The 17620-nt window shown below is 66.9% G+C and carries 18 protein-coding genes; 11 read left to right on the plus strand and 7 right to left on the minus strand.

Going from position 1 to position 17620, the window contains the following annotated elements; genetic code table 11:
- Nucleotides 1-192: 192 nt before the first annotated feature.
- Genes U5914_RS03305 through U5914_RS03320 form a run of 4 tightly spaced genes read left to right on the plus strand, consistent with a single transcriptional unit; the run spans nt 193 to nt 5626 of the window.
- Nucleotides 193-3564, plus strand: a complete 3372-nt coding sequence (locus tag U5914_RS03305) for a molybdopterin-dependent oxidoreductase (protein ID WP_336134150.1) — start codon at nt 193-195, stop codon at nt 3562-3564.
- 12 nt (nt 3565-3576) lie between these two features.
- Nucleotides 3577-4233, plus strand: a complete 657-nt coding sequence (locus tag U5914_RS03310) for a 4Fe-4S dicluster domain-containing protein (protein WP_336134151.1) — start codon at nt 3577-3579, stop codon at nt 4231-4233.
- Entirely contained in the window at nt 4230-4619 is a 390-nt protein-coding gene (locus U5914_RS03315; protein ID WP_336134152.1) for a hypothetical protein, read from the plus strand. Before U5914_RS03310 ends, U5914_RS03315 begins: the two co-directional genes overlap by 4 nt.
- Nucleotides 4616-5626, plus strand: coding sequence for a cytochrome b/b6 domain-containing protein (locus U5914_RS03320; RefSeq protein WP_336134153.1), 1011 nt, complete (start codon nt 4616-4618; stop codon nt 5624-5626). The genes U5914_RS03315 and U5914_RS03320 overlap by 4 nt, the downstream gene beginning before the upstream one ends.
- Before the next feature lie 28 nt (nt 5627-5654).
- On the opposite strand, the gene U5914_RS03325 is transcribed toward U5914_RS03320, so the two are convergent.
- Nucleotides 5655-6056: a hypothetical protein gene (locus U5914_RS03325; RefSeq protein WP_336134154.1), complete on the minus strand. Its 402-nt coding sequence runs from the start codon at nt 6054-6056 to the stop codon at nt 5655-5657.
- Between the two features lie 77 nt (nt 6057-6133).
- On the opposite strand from U5914_RS03325, the gene U5914_RS03330 reads away from it, so the two are divergent.
- Nucleotides 6134-6316 carry a hypothetical protein gene (locus U5914_RS03330; RefSeq protein ID WP_336134155.1) on the plus strand — a complete coding sequence of 61 codons (183 nt, stop codon included), beginning with the start codon at nt 6134-6136 and terminating at the stop codon, nt 6314-6316.
- Nucleotides 6317-6533: 217 nt separating this feature from the next.
- Nucleotides 6534-7598 carry a DoxX family protein gene (locus U5914_RS03335; protein ID WP_336134156.1) on the plus strand — a complete coding sequence of 355 codons (1065 nt, stop codon included), beginning with the start codon at nt 6534-6536 and terminating at the stop codon, nt 7596-7598.
- Nucleotides 7599-7605: 7 nt separating this feature from the next.
- Here U5914_RS03335 and U5914_RS03340 read toward each other — a convergent pair whose 3' ends face one another.
- The 4 genes from U5914_RS03340 to U5914_RS03355 are packed head-to-tail and all read right to left on the minus strand — an operon-like array spanning nt 7606 to nt 10672.
- A complete protein-coding gene (locus tag U5914_RS03340; protein ID WP_336134157.1) occupies nt 7606-8295 on the minus strand; it encodes a DUF7124 domain-containing protein in 690 nt (229 codons plus the stop codon).
- On the minus strand, nt 8288-10105 hold the full coding sequence (locus U5914_RS03345; protein ID WP_336134158.1) for an aldehyde ferredoxin oxidoreductase family protein: 1818 nt from the start codon (nt 10103-10105) through the stop codon (nt 8288-8290). The genes U5914_RS03340 and U5914_RS03345 overlap by 8 nt, the downstream gene beginning before the upstream one ends.
- Nucleotides 10106-10160: 55 nt before the next feature.
- On the minus strand, nt 10161-10367 hold the full coding sequence (locus U5914_RS03350) for a DUF7561 family protein (protein ID WP_336134161.1): 207 nt from the start codon (nt 10365-10367) through the stop codon (nt 10161-10163).
- A gap of 38 nt (nt 10368-10405) precedes the next feature.
- Nucleotides 10406-10672, minus strand: coding sequence for a DUF8015 family protein (locus tag U5914_RS03355; protein ID WP_336134162.1), 267 nt, complete (start codon nt 10670-10672; stop codon nt 10406-10408).
- A gap of 166 nt (nt 10673-10838) precedes the next feature.
- Between U5914_RS03355 and U5914_RS03360 the strand changes: the two genes are divergently transcribed.
- The 3 genes from U5914_RS03360 (at nt 10839) to U5914_RS03370 (ending at nt 13418) form a co-directional block, all read left to right on the plus strand.
- A complete protein-coding gene (locus U5914_RS03360) occupies nt 10839-11702 on the plus strand; it encodes a YkgJ family cysteine cluster protein (protein ID WP_336134163.1) in 864 nt (287 codons plus the stop codon).
- A gap of 106 nt (nt 11703-11808) precedes the next feature.
- Nucleotides 11809-12723 carry an NAD(P)H-binding protein gene (locus U5914_RS03365; protein WP_336134165.1) on the plus strand — a complete coding sequence of 305 codons (915 nt, stop codon included), beginning with the start codon at nt 11809-11811 and terminating at the stop codon, nt 12721-12723.
- On the plus strand, nt 12720-13418 hold the full coding sequence (locus U5914_RS03370; protein ID WP_336134167.1) for a DUF7530 family protein: 699 nt from the start codon (nt 12720-12722) through the stop codon (nt 13416-13418). Before U5914_RS03365 ends, U5914_RS03370 begins: the two co-directional genes overlap by 4 nt.
- A 2-nt stretch (nt 13419-13420) precedes the next feature.
- On the opposite strand, the gene U5914_RS03375 is transcribed toward U5914_RS03370, so the two are convergent.
- A complete protein-coding gene (locus U5914_RS03375; protein WP_336134168.1) occupies nt 13421-13594 on the minus strand; it encodes a DUF5786 family protein in 174 nt (57 codons plus the stop codon).
- A gap of 134 nt (nt 13595-13728) precedes the next feature.
- Here U5914_RS03375 and U5914_RS03380 point away from each other — a divergent pair, with 134 nt between their 5' ends.
- A complete protein-coding gene (locus U5914_RS03380) occupies nt 13729-14724 on the plus strand; it encodes a DUF5784 family protein (RefSeq protein WP_336134169.1) in 996 nt (331 codons plus the stop codon).
- A 347-nt stretch (nt 14725-15071) separates the two neighbouring features.
- Here the strand turns inward: U5914_RS03380 and mutL are convergent, their stop codons facing one another.
- Nucleotides 15072-17129: a DNA mismatch repair endonuclease MutL gene (gene mutL / locus U5914_RS03385; protein ID WP_336134171.1), complete on the minus strand. Its 2058-nt coding sequence runs from the start codon at nt 17127-17129 to the stop codon at nt 15072-15074.
- A gap of 150 nt (nt 17130-17279) precedes the next feature.
- Here mutL and U5914_RS03390 point away from each other — a divergent pair, with 150 nt between their 5' ends.
- Nucleotides 17280-17582: a putative quinol monooxygenase gene (locus U5914_RS03390; RefSeq protein WP_336134172.1), complete on the plus strand. Its 303-nt coding sequence runs from the start codon at nt 17280-17282 to the stop codon at nt 17580-17582.
- The last annotated feature ends 38 nt before the right edge of the window (nt 17583-17620 follow it).

Here is a 17620-nt window from a genome sequence, read left to right on the forward strand (position 1 = left end):
TGTTCAATGCTACCATGAATATAGGCTTTGCGACGGTCCGGGCGGTAGCGGATTTCAGTTTACGTAACTAGATCGGGTATCTTTTGTCGACATTTTAAATATCCGTCCACCAACGGCCCCGTATTTAATATAGGATGATTCCTAATGTGCTAGGGAATCGCAGTCAAACGACGACGTAACACGAAAAATGGCATGAGCACGGAACCAGTCTCCCTCGACCTCGACCGTCGGTCGTTCATGAAGGCGAGCGCGCTGACAGGTGTGGTCGCACTCGGGGGCGGTACCGCGGGACAGGTACTCGCCCAAAGCGATGACGAGGTCGATGGACAGGATACGGACGGGGAGTTGACAAAGACAATCTGTAACTACTGCTCTGTCGGGTGTGGGTTCCATGGCGAACGAAAGGGTGACTCGTTCGTAGGCATGGAACCGTGGGAAGACCACCCGATAAACAACGGGGCGCTCTGCTCGAAGGGCGCAGGCATCTACGAGACCGAACACTCCGAGAAGCGTCTCAAACACCCGATGATTCGGGAGGACGGGGAGTGGCAGAAGCTCTCGTGGGATACGGCCTACGACCGCCTCGCGACCGACATCCGGGCGCTGTGGCCGGACTCGGACGTCTCGCCGAGCGACGCGGTCGACGTCGACGAGGAACACAGCCGCGAGAGCGTGATGTTACTCGGGAGTGCCCACCACTCCAACGAGGAGTCCTACGCCATCCGAAAGCTCGCGGCGTTCATGGGCACGAACAACGTCGACCACCAGGCGCGCATCTGTCACTCGACGACGGTCACCGGCCTCGCGAACACGTGGGGCTACGGCGCGATGACCAACACCGTGCCCGATTACCGCAACTTCGACCTCGACATCATCATCGGGCAGAACCCGGCTGAGGCCCACCCCATCGCGATGCAGCACATCCTCGAGGGGCAGAAGCGTGGCGGGGAAATCCTCGTCCTCGACCCACGGTTCACGAAGACCGCGGCCCACGCCGACGAGTTCATCCGGTTCAGGCCCGGGACCGACGTGGCGCTGATGATGGGCGTCGTCAAGGAACTCCGCGACGAGTACGGGCTGGCGCTGGACCCGGACGCCGACGATACGGGCCAGAACATGCTCTCGGACCGCGTCCAGGGCTGGGAAGACGTCGACGTGGAACTCGACCAGTACGACAAGGAGACGGTCTCGGACATCACGTGGGTCTCCGTCGAGGACATCGAGCGAATCGCCGAGATGGTCCACGAGAACCGCCCCCACGTCCAGATCGAGTGGGCGATGGGCGGCACCCAGCACAACAACGGGACCCAGAACATCCGCTCGTACGCCATCGCGAGCCTCGCCTCCGGGAGCGCGGCCCGCAGCGGCGGCGGCCTGCAGGTCATGCGCGGCCACGCCAACGTTCAGGGTGCGACCGACCTCGCGGTGGCGAGCCACATCCTGCCGGGCTACTACGGGCTCACGCCCGGCGGCTGGTCGTGGTGGGCCGAAATCTGGGACAAGAACCCCTACACCAGCGGGTCGACCTCGTTCGAGGACATGTACGACCGCTTCGAGTTGATGCCGCCGGACAAGTACGTCCGACAGAGCGGCAACGAGGAACTCGAGCCCGATTCGCTCCCACCCAACGAAAACCACGGCCCCGAGGAACCGGCCGCGAACTCGATGATGTTCCAGAACGGGCTCACGGTCGCCCGCTGGTTCGAGGCGGCCCTCGACCAGGATGACCGCTATCAGGAGACGCCGATCTACCAGCCCGACCAGGTGAAGATAGCGGTGTTCTGGGGCCACTCCGCGAACTCCATCAGCGAGATGGAGCAGATGAAGGAGGGCATGGAGAACCTCGACCTGCTGGTCGTCATCGACGTGTTCCCCTCGGTCGCCAGCGTCCTGCCGGACTACGAGGACGGCCCGCCCGTCCTGCTGTTGCCGGCGTCGAGCCAGTACGAGCACTACCGCTCGCTGACGAACACGAACCGGTCGGTCCAGTGGTCGGAACCGGTCGCCAAGCCCGCACACAACTCCCGGCCTGACCTCCGTATCATGCAGGAGTTGGCCGACGAACTCGGCTTCGGCGAGCACTTCGACTGGGGCAGCGGCCCCGAGATGCACAACGGCAAGTCGTCCTACGAGAACGTCATCCGGGAGTTCAACCTCGGGACGAACACCATCGGCTATCGGCAGACGCCCGAACGGCTCCAGCAGCATCTGGAGTACGACTACGCGTTCTCCAGCGAGGACCTCAAAGGCGCCGAGGGGACGCCGGTCGAGGGCGAATACTGGATGCTCCCGTGGCCCTGCTGGGGCGAGGGACATCCGGGGACACCCATCATCTGGAACGACGACATGGACCCCAACAACGGGGGACAGGACTTCCGGACTCGATGGGGCGTTCAGGCCCCGTCGCCGGCGGATTGGGACGCGATGCCCACCGACGACGACTACCCGCTTCAGGAGACCGTCGACGCCCACGACGATATGGAGGAGGCGCTCGACCTGACGCGAGCACCGTACGTCCCCGACTGGGCCAGCAACCGTGATCTGGCCGAGGACGGTCAGATTCACGGCGTGCCGGAGTATCCGGGCTGGAAAATCACGCCGCCACAGAGCCTCATCGACCCGACGCAGTCGACACAGTCCGACGAGCTGACGATACCGCAGCAGTACGCGCTCGACAATCAGGAGTCGGTCTACACCGCCGCACAGGAACTCAACGACCCCGACACCGGTAGTCCGGAGTTCGACGAGTACCTCCGGACCATGATCGGTGAGGGCGTCGACCCCGAGTTCTACGAGGAGTACGACTACAACCAGCCCGACGCCCCGACCGGTCGGGGCCGGGCGCGGGCGGTCGTCTGGAGCTTCCTCGACAAGATTCCGGTGCATCGCGAACCCATCGAGAGCCCGCGGTCGGACCTCGTCGAGGAGTGGCCGGCGAACGGCCAGCAGCGGAACCACTACCGCCTCGACCAGAACAACGCGGCCGAACAGCAGACGGCGATGGACATCATCCACGGTGATGGCGACGGCCCCGAGCTCGACACCATCATGACGACCGGCCGGCAGGTCGAACATCAGGGAGGCGGCGCGGAGACGCGGTCGAACATCCACACCGCCGACCTGCAGCCCCACATGTACGCGGAGATAACGCCCGCCAAGGCCGAGGAACTCGGCGTCGACGGCGGCGACCTCGTGGTCGTCTCCTCGACGGACCGGGGGTCGGTGCTCGTGAAGGCGCGGGTGACCGAACGGCCCAACGACGAGGAGGTGTTCCTCCCGTTCCACTGGGGCGGGGTGTTCAAGGGCAACAGTCAGGAGGACAAATACCCCGACGGGACCGTCCCGTACGCCATCGGCGACTCCGCGAACGCGATCACGTCACGGGGCTACGACGTCGAGACGCAGATGCAAGAGACGAAGGTGTCGATGGTGGCCGTCCGGCCGGCCACCCAGGACCTGCTCGAGGAACTCGGGATGGACACGGACCTCGAGTTCCCGCAGGACCGCGACGGCATCGGCCAGCAGAAGAGCTTCGACATCCGTGACAGCGAAACGGTTCAATGAGGTGATACAAACATGTCTCAATCGAACAAAGAAATAATGGGCGATGGCGTGATGAGCGTCGGCGAGGGAACGCGGATATTCCCGGACGTCGGCGCGTGCATCGACTGCGGTGGCTGTGTCGTCGCCTGCAAGCGAACGTGGGACGTGCCCCACGACGAACAGCGCATCAGCATCTCGACGATGCTGGAGGGCCAGGAGGGCGACGGGGGGTCCGCTGCGAACGCGCTCGCAGCGGGCGACTCGCCCGGCGAGACGTCCATCCCGATGCAGTGTTACCACTGCGACAATGCACCCTGCGTGTCGGTGTGTCCGACCGACTCCCTCATCAAGACCGACGAGGAGTTCGTCGACGTCCGGGAGGACCTCTGTGTCGGCTGTCAGTACTGCCTGTCGGCGTGCCCGTTCGGGGCGCCGCAGTTCCCCGAGGAAGACGACGGCGCCGCGCAGGTGTTCGGCACCGGCGGCAAGATGGACAAGTGTACGATGTGCGAGGAGCGTCAGGACGTCGGCAAGGGGCCGGCCTGCGCCGAGGAGTGTTCGACCGACGCCATCCTCGTCGGCCAACCCTCTCAGATCGCCGACGAACTCGACCGACGCGAGGAGGGTCCGTTCTTCAACGACGTGGCGATGGACATCGTCTTCGGCGACGACGCCGGTGAGTTCCAATGAGCTACGAGACGCCCGACGTCGAGGGCTATTCCCCGATATCCGTCTTCGTCGCGGCGCTGGTCGGCATCGTCGTCGCCGTCCTCTCGGTGTGGTGGGCCAGCGGCTTCGGGCCGTTCTACGAGACGCTTTTCCGCGTCAGCCCCACCGTCGAAGGCGGCGGCGTCGGCGCCGACTGGGTCGCCGGTAACACGATTCCGGCCTTGGACTTCCTCATCGCGCTGATTCACGCCGCCGACGTCATCATGGGCGTGTTCATCCTCTTTATGGTGTTCCTCCACTGGGCGAGTTTCCGCCGTATCGCCGCTCGGATGCGGCATCCCGGGGACGAGGAGGCGTCCGAGACGGTGATGGCCGACGGCTCCGGTGACGGGGGTGAACACGAATGACGAACCTCGACCACGGCAAGTTCACGCGGGTGACGACGCTGTTCCACTCGCTGCTGGCGCTCGACGTGTTCCTGCTGTTCTTCACCGGCTACGCCATCATGTTCAACTCCGAACTGTGGTGGATGATGGAGTTGATGGGCGGCGCGACGGGCGTCACCGCGCTCCATCGTCTCGCCGGGGTCGGTCTCGTCGCGCTCATCGTCTTCTGGATGGTGCTGATGGTCATCAGCCCGACGGGCCGGAGCAACTTCGCGGAGGTACTCCCGGCGAAAGAGGACATCGACGCGTTCCTGCAGGACGTCCAGTTCATGCTCGGGCGAGCGGACGAACGCCACCCGCACGCCCGGCAGTTCGCCGGCTACGAGTCCGACGAGGTGCCGCTTTTGTCCTACGTCGGCAAGGGTGTCGTCTACATCTTCGCCGTCGAGCTCCTGTTGCTCACCATCTCGGGGCTGCTCATCTGGTCGAAGACCGGCCTCATGTCGTACTTCGCGACGAGAACCGCCGCCATGGCGTTCGTCATCTTCCACGGACTGCTGGGGGTTATCATGCTGATGGGGGTGATGTTCCACATCTTCGAACACGGGATGCATCCCGCCTTCTACCCCGTCGAGACGAAGGCGTTCATCCCCCGGAGCATGATCCCCGAGAGCCACGACGACGACGACGACCACGACGGGACGGGCATCGAACGGCTCGACCTCTCGCCGAGTTGGCACTCCGTCTCGACGATATTCGGCTCGCTCGTCGTCGTCGGCATCGTCTCGGTGCTGATGGGAAGCATCATCCGCGAGGGGTACCCGGTTCCACGGGAGTTGGTCGTCAGCGGCGACGTGACGAACCTCCTGCTCACGGTCGGCATCAACATCGGGATGTTCGTGCTGTTCGTCGGCCTCGCGCTCTCGATGTACGGCAACGTGATGCGGGTCCGCTGGGAGAAGGAGATGCAGCGCCGAGGGGAAACCGAGACGGTCGCGGACGGCGGCGAACTGCAGTCTGACGACTGACCTCCCGTTTCGGCGTTTTCACCGTTTATTAGGCCGTCAGTAGCTCTGCGCCCTCCTGAGATAGCTCCACGGTCGCGTCCTGCCGCGTCTGTTCCTGAATCTGGTCGATGTTGCGCGTCAGCACTTCGAGGATGTCCTTCGGCTCCGGGTACACCAGCATGTTCCCGTCCTCGTCTTCCATCACCAACTGCGTATCCGAGAGGGTCACCTGGTCGTTCTCGATGCTGGCGACGATGGCCGGCAGCGCCTCCGCCCCGCCGGGGTCGCCCTCCTCGACTCTGGTGATGTAGACCGAATCGAGGCCGATGAGGTCCTTGTACTCGCGGACCCGCTCGGCGCAGTTGACCATGTCCCTCGTGACCGCGGTCTTGCGCTGGTTCCCGTGTTCTCCCTCGTAGCAGTGTTTGCACACCCGTAACTCGATTCGCATGCGTCGGTGTATCGGTGTGGGACGTAATGACGGTTGCGCCGGCAACGTTTTTATACAACCGGGGTGTGTGTTAACATATGGCTGGTGTGCTGAACGTCGCGTACGCCGTCATCGTCGCTTTGGTCGCGATCGTCGGATTCGGCTACGTGCTGACACAGTCCGACGACGGTACCGGCAAGGAGACGCGGTTGAGCGACTGGGGGACGATTGCGGCGGTCGCGCTGTTCGTGGTGGCGCTCGTGTGGGCGACCATGTTCTGACCGTCGCCCCAACCGTCCGCGCGCCCGCGTCCGTTCAGCCCTGACTCCACGAGGAGGTCGTCCTCCATCTCCCATGGAACCCGATATCTCATCCTCACCGGGGTGTGGAGCGTGGCGGTTCCACCCTCGTTTGATAGTGTGTCTTTTGACGCTCGCTACGAGAACATCGAATATAATGAACTTCCACTCAAAACCTCTCTCACGCGCATTGGTCGTTATGGGGGTCGTCTCCGTGGTCTATTCGGGGGTCGCGGCCGCCCACGTCCGGTTCGTCACGAACACCGAGCAGGCGGGCGAGGGGCTTGCCTTCCTCGCCGACGCGTTGACCGACCCGGTCAACGCCGCCGTCCTCGGTGGCGGCGGTCTCGCCACGCTCGGCGTACTCGGCCTCTATCTCCGCGTCCGGCCGTTCCAGCGGGACATCTCGGTGTTCCGTGACGTGATGACCGGCTACCGGGACCTGTTGCCGTGGCTGTTGCGCCTCGGGTTCGGCCTGCCGCTGGTCGGCGCCGGCTTCGCGGGCTACCTCTTCAATCCCATCGTCGAACCGGCCACCGCTCCCGGCCTCGCCCGACTGTTCCAGATCGGGCTGGGGTTCGCCCTGCTTTTCGGCGTCGCCACGCGGGCGGCCGCGATTATCGGATTGCTGGCCTATCTGCTGGCGCTTTCCGCCCAGCCGCTGTTGCTGTACTCCTTCGAGTGGGTTCCCGGCTTCGTCGCCATCGCGCTGGTCGGCAGCGGCCGGCCCAGCGCCGACGAGGTCCTGCAGAAGGTCGCCGCCGCCGACGGGACCGCCTACGGGCAGGTCGACCCGGTTCACCGCGCCGCGACGTGGCTCAACCGCGTCGTCGACCCCTACGAGCGGTTCGTCCCGACGGTCATCCGGGTCGGGATGGGCCTTTCCTTTGCCTTCCTTGGCCTCTTCGAGAAACTGCTGGCCCCCGAGATGGCCCTCAGCGTCGTCGAGCAGTACAGCCTCACCGCGCTGCTGCCCGTCCCCGCCGAACTGTGGGTGCTGGGTGCCGGCTTCGCCGAACTCGGCCTCGGTTTCGCCATCATGGTCGGCTTCTTCACCCGCGTCTCCGCGATAACGGCGCTGAGCGTCTTCGTCCTCACGCTGTTCGGCATCCCGGACGACCCCGTCCTCGCCCACATCGGCCTGTTCAGCCTCGCCTCGGCGCTGCTCATCACGGGCGCTGGCGCCTACGCCCTCGACAACCGCATCGGCGCCGACAAGCCTGCGGCGACACACGACGGGGTCGCTGCCCCGGCCGACGATTAACTCCCGTCTATTCTTCTTCGATGTCCCAGTCGGCCTTCTCGGCGGCCGTCTCCAGCGGGACGAACTCCCAGCCGGATTCCTCGGCGATCCACTCGTCGTCGGGCGTGCCGACGACGGCCAACCGCTCGGCGTAGAACATCGACGTCTTGCCGATATCGGCGAGTCGTTCGGCGGGGCCGGTGCCCGTCCCGTTGAAGAAGTCGGCGTCGATGCCGTGTTCGCGCTGGAACTTGGTTATGACCGGCGCGCTCACGTCGCCGACGATGCCGACCCAGTCGGCCCACTCGCGGGCCGAAACGACGACCAGTTGCGGGTCGGCCAGTTCGGTGACGGCGTTGTAGGTCAGCGCCATCGTCATGTCGTCGACGCCGCCGCCGTGGGGGCCTTCGGCCATCGGCTCGGCGTCGTCGGGGGCGTTGCTGACGGTCGCGCCGGCGCCCGAGCCGCCGTGTTCGGTCGGCACGCCCGCGGGCTTGTCCTCGTTCTCCCGGGGGACGCGCGGGACGGGGCCGTCGGCGTCGGCGGTGTCGGTCGCGCCCGTGTCGGTTCCGCCACTCTCGGCGCTCGCCGTCGGCGTCGGCGCTTCGGGCTCGTCGTCGGGGTCGCCCTCCTCGCGCCACAGCCAGTCGCCGCGGTTGGCCTCCGGTTCGTCGTCATCGTCTGTTTCGATATCGTCGAGGTCGATCTTGTCAGTCATCGTCGTCGGTTTCGGTTCGCGGGGCGGTTTCAGAGGCGTTGCCGGCCGGCGCTTCGGTGTCGATGTCGTCGAGGTCGAGCCGTTCGAGCGTCTCGCGGGTCGGCAGTCCGTCGCGGTTCCAGCTGCGGGCCGCGTAGTAGGCGTCCAGCAGGGCCTCGAAGCCCTCCGGGTCGATGCGGGCGCCCTCGGCGGGCCCGTCGGGAATCGGGTCGGTGAAGGCGGCGGGCAGTTCGTCGCTCGCGCGGTCGAAGCCCTCGCGAGCGTTGAACAGGCGGACGAGGGTCCAGACGCGCTCGCCGACCCGGCGGAGGTCGGCGGCCTCGTAGTCGTAGCCGAGCGCGTCGAACCACTCGGCGCCGAAGTCGTCCCACAGCGGCTCGCCGGCGAAGTCGTCGGCGACGAAACTCCACAGCGCCGAGCGGGTGTTCTGGGCGACGATGACCGCGGCGACCCGCCGACTGGGGTCGGCGTCCTCGGCGAATGCCTCCCACTCGATTGGGCGGGCCCGGCGGTGGCAGCCGCCGCGGTCGCTGGTCGCGTAGGCCAGCGCCATCCCGACGGCCGCCCGCGGGTCGTAGGCCGGCAGTTCCATCGACTTGACCGTCGGGATGGCGTCGTCGGTGCCGTAGGACTCGGTCGCGGCGTCGACGCCGTCGGCGAGTGTCTCGGCGACGCCGGCCTCGCAGGGCCCGTCGCCGCCGGTCGCGATGGCCTCGATGAGCGCGCGGGCGCCGTCGGCGTCGCCGAAGGAGAGGTCGCAGTCGATGCGGCCGGCCTCGGCGGCCCGAATCGCCCACGCGACGGCGTTACCGGCCGAGATGACGTCGATACCGAGGCGGTCACAGAGGCCGCCCAACGCCGCGACGGCGTCGAACTCCTCGACCCCGAGGCCGGCGCCGAGGGTCATCGGGGTCGCGCCGCGGGGGACCGACGTGCCCTCGTCGGTCTCGATTTCGAAGCCGCCGGGCACCTCGCGGTCGGGGTGTTCCCGGCCGACGGCGGCCTCGGTGGCGGCTTCGATGCCGATGTCGTCGGCGGCCTCGAACTGGTCGCGCTGCCAGCCCTCGGTGGCGAGAGCGCCGACCTCGTTGGCGAAGTCGATGCTTTCGAGCGTCTCGCCGGCCGCTTGCCACCGGCCCGTGTCGCCCTCGGCGTATTCGCGCTCGTAGCGCTCCCTGAGGTCGGCGAGTTCGGGCGGCGTCTCGGGGGTGTCGTTCCGGACGATGACCGCTTTCAGGCGTTTCGCGCCCATCACCGCGCCCGCGCCGCCGCGGCCGGCGTGGTGGTCGCCGGCGTCGGAGGCGATAGTCGCGTACGCGACGCCGCGCTCGCCGGCGGGACCAATGCAGGCGACGCCCGAATCGGGGTATGCCTCGGCGGTCGAAACCGTGTCCTCGCCCCACGTCTCGGCGGGTTCGATGCGGCCGTCGCCGTCCTCGATGACGATGCGAACCGGCTGGTCGGCTTCGCCGGTGACGAGCAACGCGAGACAGTCGTCCAGCGACCCGGCGAGGCGGCCGGCGAAGGCGCCACCAGCGTAGGAGTCCAGAAAGCCACCCGTCAGCGGTGATTTCGTCACTGCGGCGTAGCGGGTTTCGCCCGGAAGATAGCCGGAGAGTGGGCCGATACAGAACGCCAGCAGGTTCTCGGGGCCGAGCGGGTCGGTGCCTGCATCGAGTTCCTCGTAGAGGTAGCGCGCGCCGAGGCCCTTCCCGCCGAGGAAGCGGCGTCGCCACCGCTCGGGGACGCGCTCGCGGCTGATGGTCCCCGTCGAGAGGTCCGCCCGCAGGACGTACTCGCGTCCGGCCATTCCACGAGTCCTTCGGGATTGGTCGTCAAAAACTATGGGGTACCATACCACACGGTCAGGTTTCGTCCAGCGCCGCGACGTCCTCGCTGCTCGGCTCGTCGGGCAGCGCCTCGATGCAGTCGAAACAGAGGAAGAACTCGGTGCCGTCCTCGAACTCCAGCGTCATCCCGCCGGTGCCCTCCGGGTCCGACGACCAGATGCCGGAGATACCGCCGCCTATCGACACGTCGTCGCCACAGCCCTCACACGGTTCGCTGGCCATAGCCGGCGTAGGCGACAGAGGCTCAAAAGGGACGCGACCTACCGGGGCGGGTTGACCGCCAGTCCGTCGGCCACCAGCGGGAGCACCGCGAACGCACTGGCCGCGAGCGCGGCCCAGACCGGAACGCCCGTCACCTGTCCGACCAGCCAGCCGACGACCAACAGCAGCGGAATCAACGCGAGCAGGAGGTCGTACCGCGAGAGTTCGGAGATGTCGAGGGAACGCAGTTCGTCCGGCCCTGCCGGACGGGCCATCCGAGAGATGTCACTACGTGGCTGTCGCTCCGACATCATCACTACCTCCACTCGATACTGACAACGGACTGCGACTAAAATCTTACTCCGAAATTATCGAGCTGTCGAGAGATTATATTTATATATTATTTTTAAATGTGCCTCCGAACAACCCTGTTACGTCACGGGCGGTTTTTGCGGTGGACATACCGTCTTCGAGTGCTAACGAGGCACACGCATGAACGTCGACTGCAAGGGGTGTGCAGGTTGTTGTATCGACTGGCGGGGCGTTGCCCCGTCGTCGGTGTCGCTGGACCACGAGCGCCGGGGTGGCCCAGTTCCGATAGACGACACCTACAATCTCGTGCCGCTGTCCAGCGACGAGGTGCGGCGGTTCCTCCGGGACGGGTTCGGCGACGTGCTGACGCCGCGGCCCTTCCTCGACCCCGACGCCGAGTCGGCGGTAACCGTCGACGGCCACCGGCTCGCGGCCATCGACGGCCGGCCCGCCTTCCTCGTCGGTCTCCGGAAGGTACCGAAACCGGTTGGTCCCTTCGGGCTCGACCCCGAGTGGCTGCCGAGTTGTGCCTTCCTCGACCCCGAGACCCTCCAGTGTCGCATCCACGACGACGAGCGCTACCCCGACGCCTGCGGAACCTACCCGGGCGACAACCTCGCGCTCGACGCCGAAACCGAATGCGAGCGCGTCGAGGGGGCGTTCGGCGGCGACCGCCTGCTCGACGACGACCCCGAGGACGCCGAACCCCTGCTCGGGGTCGGCGCCCTCGGTGCGACGGTTTTCGCCCATCCGGACCCGGAGGCGCTGTCGGGTTGCATCGAGCGCATCGCTGCGGGCGAGCCGACCGACGCGGACCGCGCGGAGTTCGTCGCCGTCGCCGCCGCCTCCCGCCCCGGGACGCTGGCCATCGACGGGGACCGCTACGAGGCCGCCTACGAGCGGGCGCTGGCGGCCGATTCGTGGGCCGGCCGGGCGCGCGAGGAGTGGATACGGCGGGCCGAGACGGGCGAGGCCGCCGACCCGTCGCTCGGCGAGACGGTCGAGGACGACCGCGGCGCGCCCACGACGCCGGGGTGGGATTGATACGGATGGTTGTAGCGAATAGCCGACGAGCGTCTGGAGGGGCCCGGCGCTCGCCGGGAACGGAATACAACCATCCGTATAAGGGCGTGGCCGGCAATCCGTAGATATGCGCGTGCTCGTGACGGGAGCGACGGGATTCGTCGGCAGTCGGCTGGTGCCAGCCCTGCTGGAGCGCGGCCACGACGTGGTCGCACTGGTCCGGGAGGCCGACCGCTACGACGGGCCCGCGGGCGTCGACCTCGTCGAGGCCGACCTGCTGGAACCGCCCGTAACCGTCCCGTCGGTCGATGTCGCCTACTATCTGGTCCACTCGATGGGAACGGGTGGGGACTTCGAGGCCCGCGACCGGCTGGCGGCTCGCACCTTCGTCGACGCCGTCGACGCCGCGGGTATCGAGCGGACGATCTACCTCGGCGGCCTCGGCGACGACCGCGACCAGCTCTCGGCGCACCTCCGTTCGCGCCGCGAGGTCGAGCGGGTCCTCGCGGAGGGCGAGGCCGACCTCACGACGCTCCGGGCCGCCATCATCGTCGGCGAGGGGTCGGCGAGTTTCGAACTCATCGCCCAGATGGCCGGCCGACTGCCCGCGATGGTGACGCCGAAGTGGGTCCGCACCGAGTGTCAGCCCATCTTCGTCGACGACGTCATCGCGTATCTGGTCGGCGTCCTCGATGCGCCGGAGACCGCGGGCGAAACCTACGAGATCGGCGGGCCGGACGTGCTCACCTACGAGGGAATCCTGCGACGGACCGCCGAACTGCTGACCGGTCGGTCGCCGCTCATCCTCCCCATTCCCGTCCTGTCGCCGCGGCTCTCGGCCGGGTGGCTCTCGCTGGTGACCGACGTCTCGCCGAGCGTCGCCCGGCCGCTGGTCGAAGGAATGCGCAACACCGTCGTCGTCACCGACCACAGCATCGACGAGCACGTCGACGTCGAGTTGACACCCTTCGACGAGGCCGCCAGACGGGCGCTGGATGACCGCGCCGTGCTGGCCGAAGCGGAGGGGGTGCCCGAGGCGTGAGGCGGCCGGAGTACGGCGAGACGTGGGCCTACGAGAGCATCATCGGCGCGCTGCCCGGCGTCAACATCTCCCGCCGGGCGGCCATCGCAATCCAGTTGGTCGTCTTCGAGGTCGCCCTGCTGGGGCTGGCGTGGTACTACGCGCTTCCGGACATCATCGTCCCGGGGACGGCCGCCGTCGCCGTCGCCGCGGCCGGCAGCGCCGAGATGCTCCGCATCAGCGGCGCCGCCCGGGCCCCCGAGACGCCGGAGGCCTACCGCCGCCTGCTGTTCGGTTCCAGCGTCGAGGTCGTCCTCTCGGTTCTGGCCTTCGTCGCCTTCGTCACCCACCTGTTCGTCTTCGACCCCGGCGGCGGCCCGCTGGTCGAGCGACTCTTCGGCACGCGACCGCCGACGCTGGTGGTCTACCTGACGCTTTTGGTGATGTGGGACCTCTGCTATCGGCTCGGAACGGGGTGGTGGGCCGCCATCGTCGCGCTGTGGCGGTCGGCGACCTACCGGTTCGACCCCGAAACCGCCGCCACCCTGCGGCGGGCCGACCGCGAGACGCTGCTGTTCGGCGTCATCCAACTCGTCCTCGTGCCCTTCATCCTCGATTTTCCGGTGCTACTGGCGGCCCTTATCGGTCACGTGACGGCAGTCTTCGTCGTGACGACGGCGTCGCTGGCGCTGCTCCGTTGGCGAGAAACAGGGTGAGTCTACTGGGACTGCATCCGCTTGTACTGGTCGAGCAGCGCTTCCGTCGAGTCCCCCGAATCGTACTCTATCTTCCCCTCGTAGTTGGTCCGCTCGTCGTCGAAGGCGGCATCGACGGTGGACGTCTTCTCCTCGCGGCGCTCGTGCTCGTCTTCGTCATAGGCACCCATTGACATGGTAAGTACACTCTCACTTTGCAGTTGTACATAATCAATGTAACGGGGCCGATAGACGTACACTTATAAATGAGGGGTTGCGTTCACGCAACGTCGGACGAAACGGGTAAACCCGCCGGCCGACTACGGGTAGTGTGGCCGGCCCTCTCCGTTTCCGACGTTCGAACGAGACGTGGACCCGCGACCGGGTCCGCAAGCAACTCCTCGCCCCGCTGGAGTCGTCCTTCGGCGCCCGCATCGAAGACCCGTGGTTCGCCGTGGGAGACGACCGCTACGATGCCGTCCGCTTCGAGATGGACAACGGCGACATCGCCCTCTTTGCGTTCCGCCCCGGCCGGGCCTACTGGCTCGGCAACACCGAAACCCCCGAGCCGCTGTGGCGAACCGACAAGGAGACCTTCGACGAGGCGCCCTACGCCGTCTCCCGGTGGGCCCAGCGCGAACTCACCGCCCGCATGGAACTCACCGACCCGTGGCTGACAGACTACGAACACCTCTCGTGGTTCTTCCTGCCCGTCTTTTGCTCGAAGGACGGCCGCGACTCGACGCGCCGCTTCTTCGAGGAGGACGCCGCCGGCTTCCCCGACGCGACCCGCGAGGATGGCCTCGAATTCTACGAGTCGCTTCTCTCGACGGGTGCCCTCGACGAGTACCGCTACACGATGGCCTCGAAACTCGGCACCTCGCCGGGCTACGACATCGGCCGGATGCGCGCGACGATGGCAGAATTTAACGTTGCTAAAATCCTCGCCGACGCCGGTCTCGACTTCGAACCCGAAGTCGAACAGGACAGCGGACACGCGCTGGATTTCGCCGTCGACGGCCGACTCGTCGAGGTCACCCGCCCCGAACCGCCCGCCCGCCGCTCCCACGCCGACCACCCCGTCGCCGCGGTCCGCGAAACCGGGCGAGCCAAACAGGACGACCAACTCGCCAAACACCCCGAGGCCGCCCTCTTCGTCGACTGCACCTCCTTTACCGAGACCGAGTGGGCCGCCGTCAAAGGCGAGCAACCGAGCGTCAACCACGAACCGACCGTCGTCTTCCGGGCCCGCCCCGACGGACACATCGAGGGCTACCGCTACGGGAAACTCCCCTTCGACCTCGATGGCGCCATCGAGTGGGTCTGAAGCGGGCGAGCCTTCGGCTTTGTTTATAAACTAGATTACGGCACGTCTATCGATATTTAAATACGAACGCGGTTTCTGTCGGTCGAGCAACCGCCGTCCTGGCGGACTGAAAGGGCGAGGGCCGCGAGACGCGAACGGAGTGAGCGTCTCGACATGGCGAACGGGGAGCGAAGCGACCCGTGAGCCTGCTGGCGTTTATATAGTCGCTGAGGGACCACTATCCGAGCGAGCGGAGCGAGGAAGGATATGTCCCTCAGCGACCGCCAGCGGCCAGAGGGCTTTCGGGTTGTTTGCGGTCAGGGAGTCGCCACGCTCTGTTTATAACGAAACGAGTACGAATGTAGCGTCTAGCCACCATGACCGGGATAGTCCCGCTCGAAGCGGTCCTGAATCTCCTCACGTGAGAGTTCGATAATCGTTGGTCGGCCGTGCGGACAGGCGTAGGGGTTCTCACAGTCGTCGAGCGCCGATAACAGACCAGCAACGGTCCCCTCCCGAAGCGAGGTGTTCCCTTTAATAGACGGATGACATGCTAAGTCGCCGAGCAGGTCGTCGACCACGGATTCGACGGTGCCCTCGGGGTCCCCATCCACGAACTCCGCGAGCAAATCCCGCGCGAGTTCGGGCGCCTCGTCGCCGATACGCTCGGCGACCAGTGCCGGCACCGTCGTCACCGCCGCGGTCCGGTCGCCGGTTCGCTGGACGCGGAACCCGAGGCGGGCCAGCGCTTCCTTATAATCGCCCAACAGGGCGGCTTCGCGGGCGGTGAGGTCCAACTCGACGGGGTCGGCGAGCGCTTGGGTCGTCACGTCGTCCGCGAAGCGCTCCTGCAGGCGCTCGTAGTTGACCCGCTCGTCGGCGGCGTGCTGGTCGACCAACACGAGGCCACCGTCGGACCGTCGGTCCGACGAGGGTCGTCTCGCTCCGCTCGACTCCCTGCCGTCGATTTCGGCGACGATGTAGGTGCCGTCGAACTGCCCGAGGACGCGCATCTCCGGCAGGCGGTCCATCTCCTCGGGGGTGCCGGTCGTCTCCTCGCCGTCGAAGGTGCGCTGGTCCGGGCTCTCGCGGAAGCGGTCCTCGCGGTCCGATTCGGGGGTGGAACCGACCGATTGCGAGGTCGTATTCTCTCCGACATTCTCCTCGTCGCTCCGTGAACTGTCGGCGTCGCCCCACGCTGGCGACGGGTCGTCCCTCCGGGATGTTTCGTCCGTTCGGCCCGTTCCACGCGAAGCGTCGGTGGGGTTCGAACCCGCCCCCGTTTCGGGTCGAGCGCGGTGGCCCGATTCGGTGAGTTCGGGGTCTTCGTCCTCGCCAGTATCTGGCGAAATCTCGGTCTGTTCGGGGGCCGACCGTCCGCGTGGTGCCCGCGAGCGGAGCAGGCCCTCCTCCAAGAGCGCCGCCTCGATGGCCTCGCTGACCGTCTCGCGGACGCCCTCGTCGTCGGCGAACAGGACCTCCAGTTTCCGGGGGTGGACGTTCACGTCGACGCCGCCGGCCGGCACGTCGATGTCGACGACGGCGAAGGGATAGCGGTCCGGCGCGAGCTGGGTGCCGTAGGCGTCGACGACCGCCTCCCGGACGACGTTGGCGGTGACGTAGCGGCCGTTGACGAGCGTCGTCATGTACTCGCGACTCGCGCGGTTCGTCTCCGGGTGGCTGACCAGTCCCTCGACGCCTGCCAGCGGGCCGGCGGCAGTCTCGGCGTCGCCGTCCGCGCGGGCGTCGCCGACGGGAATCATCGACGCGGCGACCTCGCGGCCGTACACCGAGAGGACGGCGTTGCGGCGGTCGCTGTCGCCGGGCGTGGCGAAGGTCTCGCGGCCGTCGTGTTCCAGCGTCACCGCGACGTCGGGGTTGGCCAGCGCGTAGCCGGCGACGACCTGCTGGATGTGGTCGAACTCCGTGGCCGCGGTCTTGAGGTACTTCCGGCGGGCCGGGACGTTCCCGAAGAGGTCGGTCACCTCGACGGTCGTCCCTTCGGGACAGCCGACGGGGCCGCACTCGATTACGTCGCCGCCGTCGACGACGAGTTCGGTGCCACGGGAGCCACCGCGGGGTTTCGTCCGAATCGTCAGGCAGGCGACCGAGCCGATGGCGTGCAGCGCCTCCCCCCGGAAGCCGAGGGTGCCGATGGCATCGAGGTCGTCGATATCGCGGAGTTTGCTGGTCGTATGCTCCCGGACGGCCTTGCGGGCCTCGGTTTCGGACATGCCGAATCCGTCGTCGGCGACGACGACGCGGTCTTTGCCGCCGGCCTCGACGCGGACCTCGACGCGGGAGGCATCGGCGTCGAGGGCGTTCTCGAGGAGTTCCTTGACCACCGAGGCCGGCCGCTCAACCACCTCGCCGGCGGCGATCCTGTCCCGCGTCGTCTCGTCGAGTTCCCTGATTTCCGGAGCCATGAGGAGCCGTACTTACGGCGTTGGCCGCCGGCTACACCTAACTCTTTCTCATGGTCGACCGGGAGTCCGCGTCGACTCTCTCGCCGGAACTCGACGCGAACGCGGCCGCGGCACGAAGGCTTTTGGTCGCGGTGGGCGTTGCCAACGTGCATGATAGTGATGCACGCCGAGCTACCTGTCGCACCGGACCACCGCGAGGAAGCACTCGAACACGTCGAGGAACTCGCCGTCGAATCCCGCGCCGAAGACGGCGTCATCGATTACCGCGCTACGACCGACATCGAGGACACCGACACGGTCCGCATCATCGAGCAGTACGAGGACGACGACGCCGTCGAGGCTCACATGAACAGCGACCACTTCGAGGCCTTTCAGGCCGCCATCGCCTCCTGTCTCGCCGGCGAACCGGAACTCTACCGGTACGAGGTCGACTCGAAGACGCAGGTGATGTAGGGCAGTCGCCCGGGCCGTTCCGGGCGATACCGGTTCCC

Source organism: Natronomonas amylolytica (assembly GCF_037031205.1).
Classification (GTDB): Archaea; Halobacteriota; Halobacteria; order Halobacteriales; family Haloarculaceae; genus Natronomonas; species Natronomonas amylolytica.

Bases quoted from the DNA above. Each gene is read 5' to 3' on its own strand.
- U5914_RS03310 (WP_336134151.1), top strand. From the start codon at position 3,577: ATGTCTCAATCGAACAAAGAAATAATGGGCGATGGCGTGATGAGCGTC.
- mutL (WP_336134171.1), bottom strand. From the start codon at position 17,129: ATGGCTCCGGAAATCAGGGAACTCGACGAGACGACGCGGGACAGGATC.
- U5914_RS03390 (WP_336134172.1), top strand. From the start codon at position 17,280: ATGATAGTGATGCACGCCGAGCTACCTGTCGCACCGGACCACCGCGAG.
- U5914_RS03315 (WP_336134152.1), top strand. From the start codon at position 4,230: ATGAGCTACGAGACGCCCGACGTCGAGGGCTATTCCCCGATATCCGTC.
- U5914_RS03335 (WP_336134156.1), top strand. From the start codon at position 6,534: ATGGGGGTCGTCTCCGTGGTCTATTCGGGGGTCGCGGCCGCCCACGTC.
- U5914_RS03375 (WP_336134168.1), bottom strand. From the start codon at position 13,594: ATGTCAATGGGTGCCTATGACGAAGACGAGCACGAGCGCCGCGAGGAG.
- U5914_RS03360 (WP_336134163.1), top strand. From the start codon at position 10,839: ATGAACGTCGACTGCAAGGGGTGTGCAGGTTGTTGTATCGACTGGCGG.
- U5914_RS03325 (WP_336134154.1), bottom strand. From the start codon at position 6,056: ATGCGAATCGAGTTACGGGTGTGCAAACACTGCTACGAGGGAGAACAC.
- U5914_RS03330 (WP_336134155.1), top strand. From the start codon at position 6,134: ATGGCTGGTGTGCTGAACGTCGCGTACGCCGTCATCGTCGCTTTGGTC.
- U5914_RS03350 (WP_336134161.1), bottom strand. From the start codon at position 10,367: ATGGCCAGCGAACCGTGTGAGGGCTGTGGCGACGACGTGTCGATAGGC.
- U5914_RS03345 (WP_336134158.1), bottom strand. From the start codon at position 10,105: ATGGCCGGACGCGAGTACGTCCTGCGGGCGGACCTCTCGACGGGGACC.
- U5914_RS03305 (WP_336134150.1), top strand. From the start codon at position 193: ATGAGCACGGAACCAGTCTCCCTCGACCTCGACCGTCGGTCGTTCATG.
- U5914_RS03365 (WP_336134165.1), top strand. From the start codon at position 11,809: ATGCGCGTGCTCGTGACGGGAGCGACGGGATTCGTCGGCAGTCGGCTG.
- U5914_RS03320 (WP_336134153.1), top strand. From the start codon at position 4,616: ATGACGAACCTCGACCACGGCAAGTTCACGCGGGTGACGACGCTGTTC.
- U5914_RS03340 (WP_336134157.1), bottom strand. From the start codon at position 8,295: ATGACTGACAAGATCGACCTCGACGATATCGAAACAGACGATGACGAC.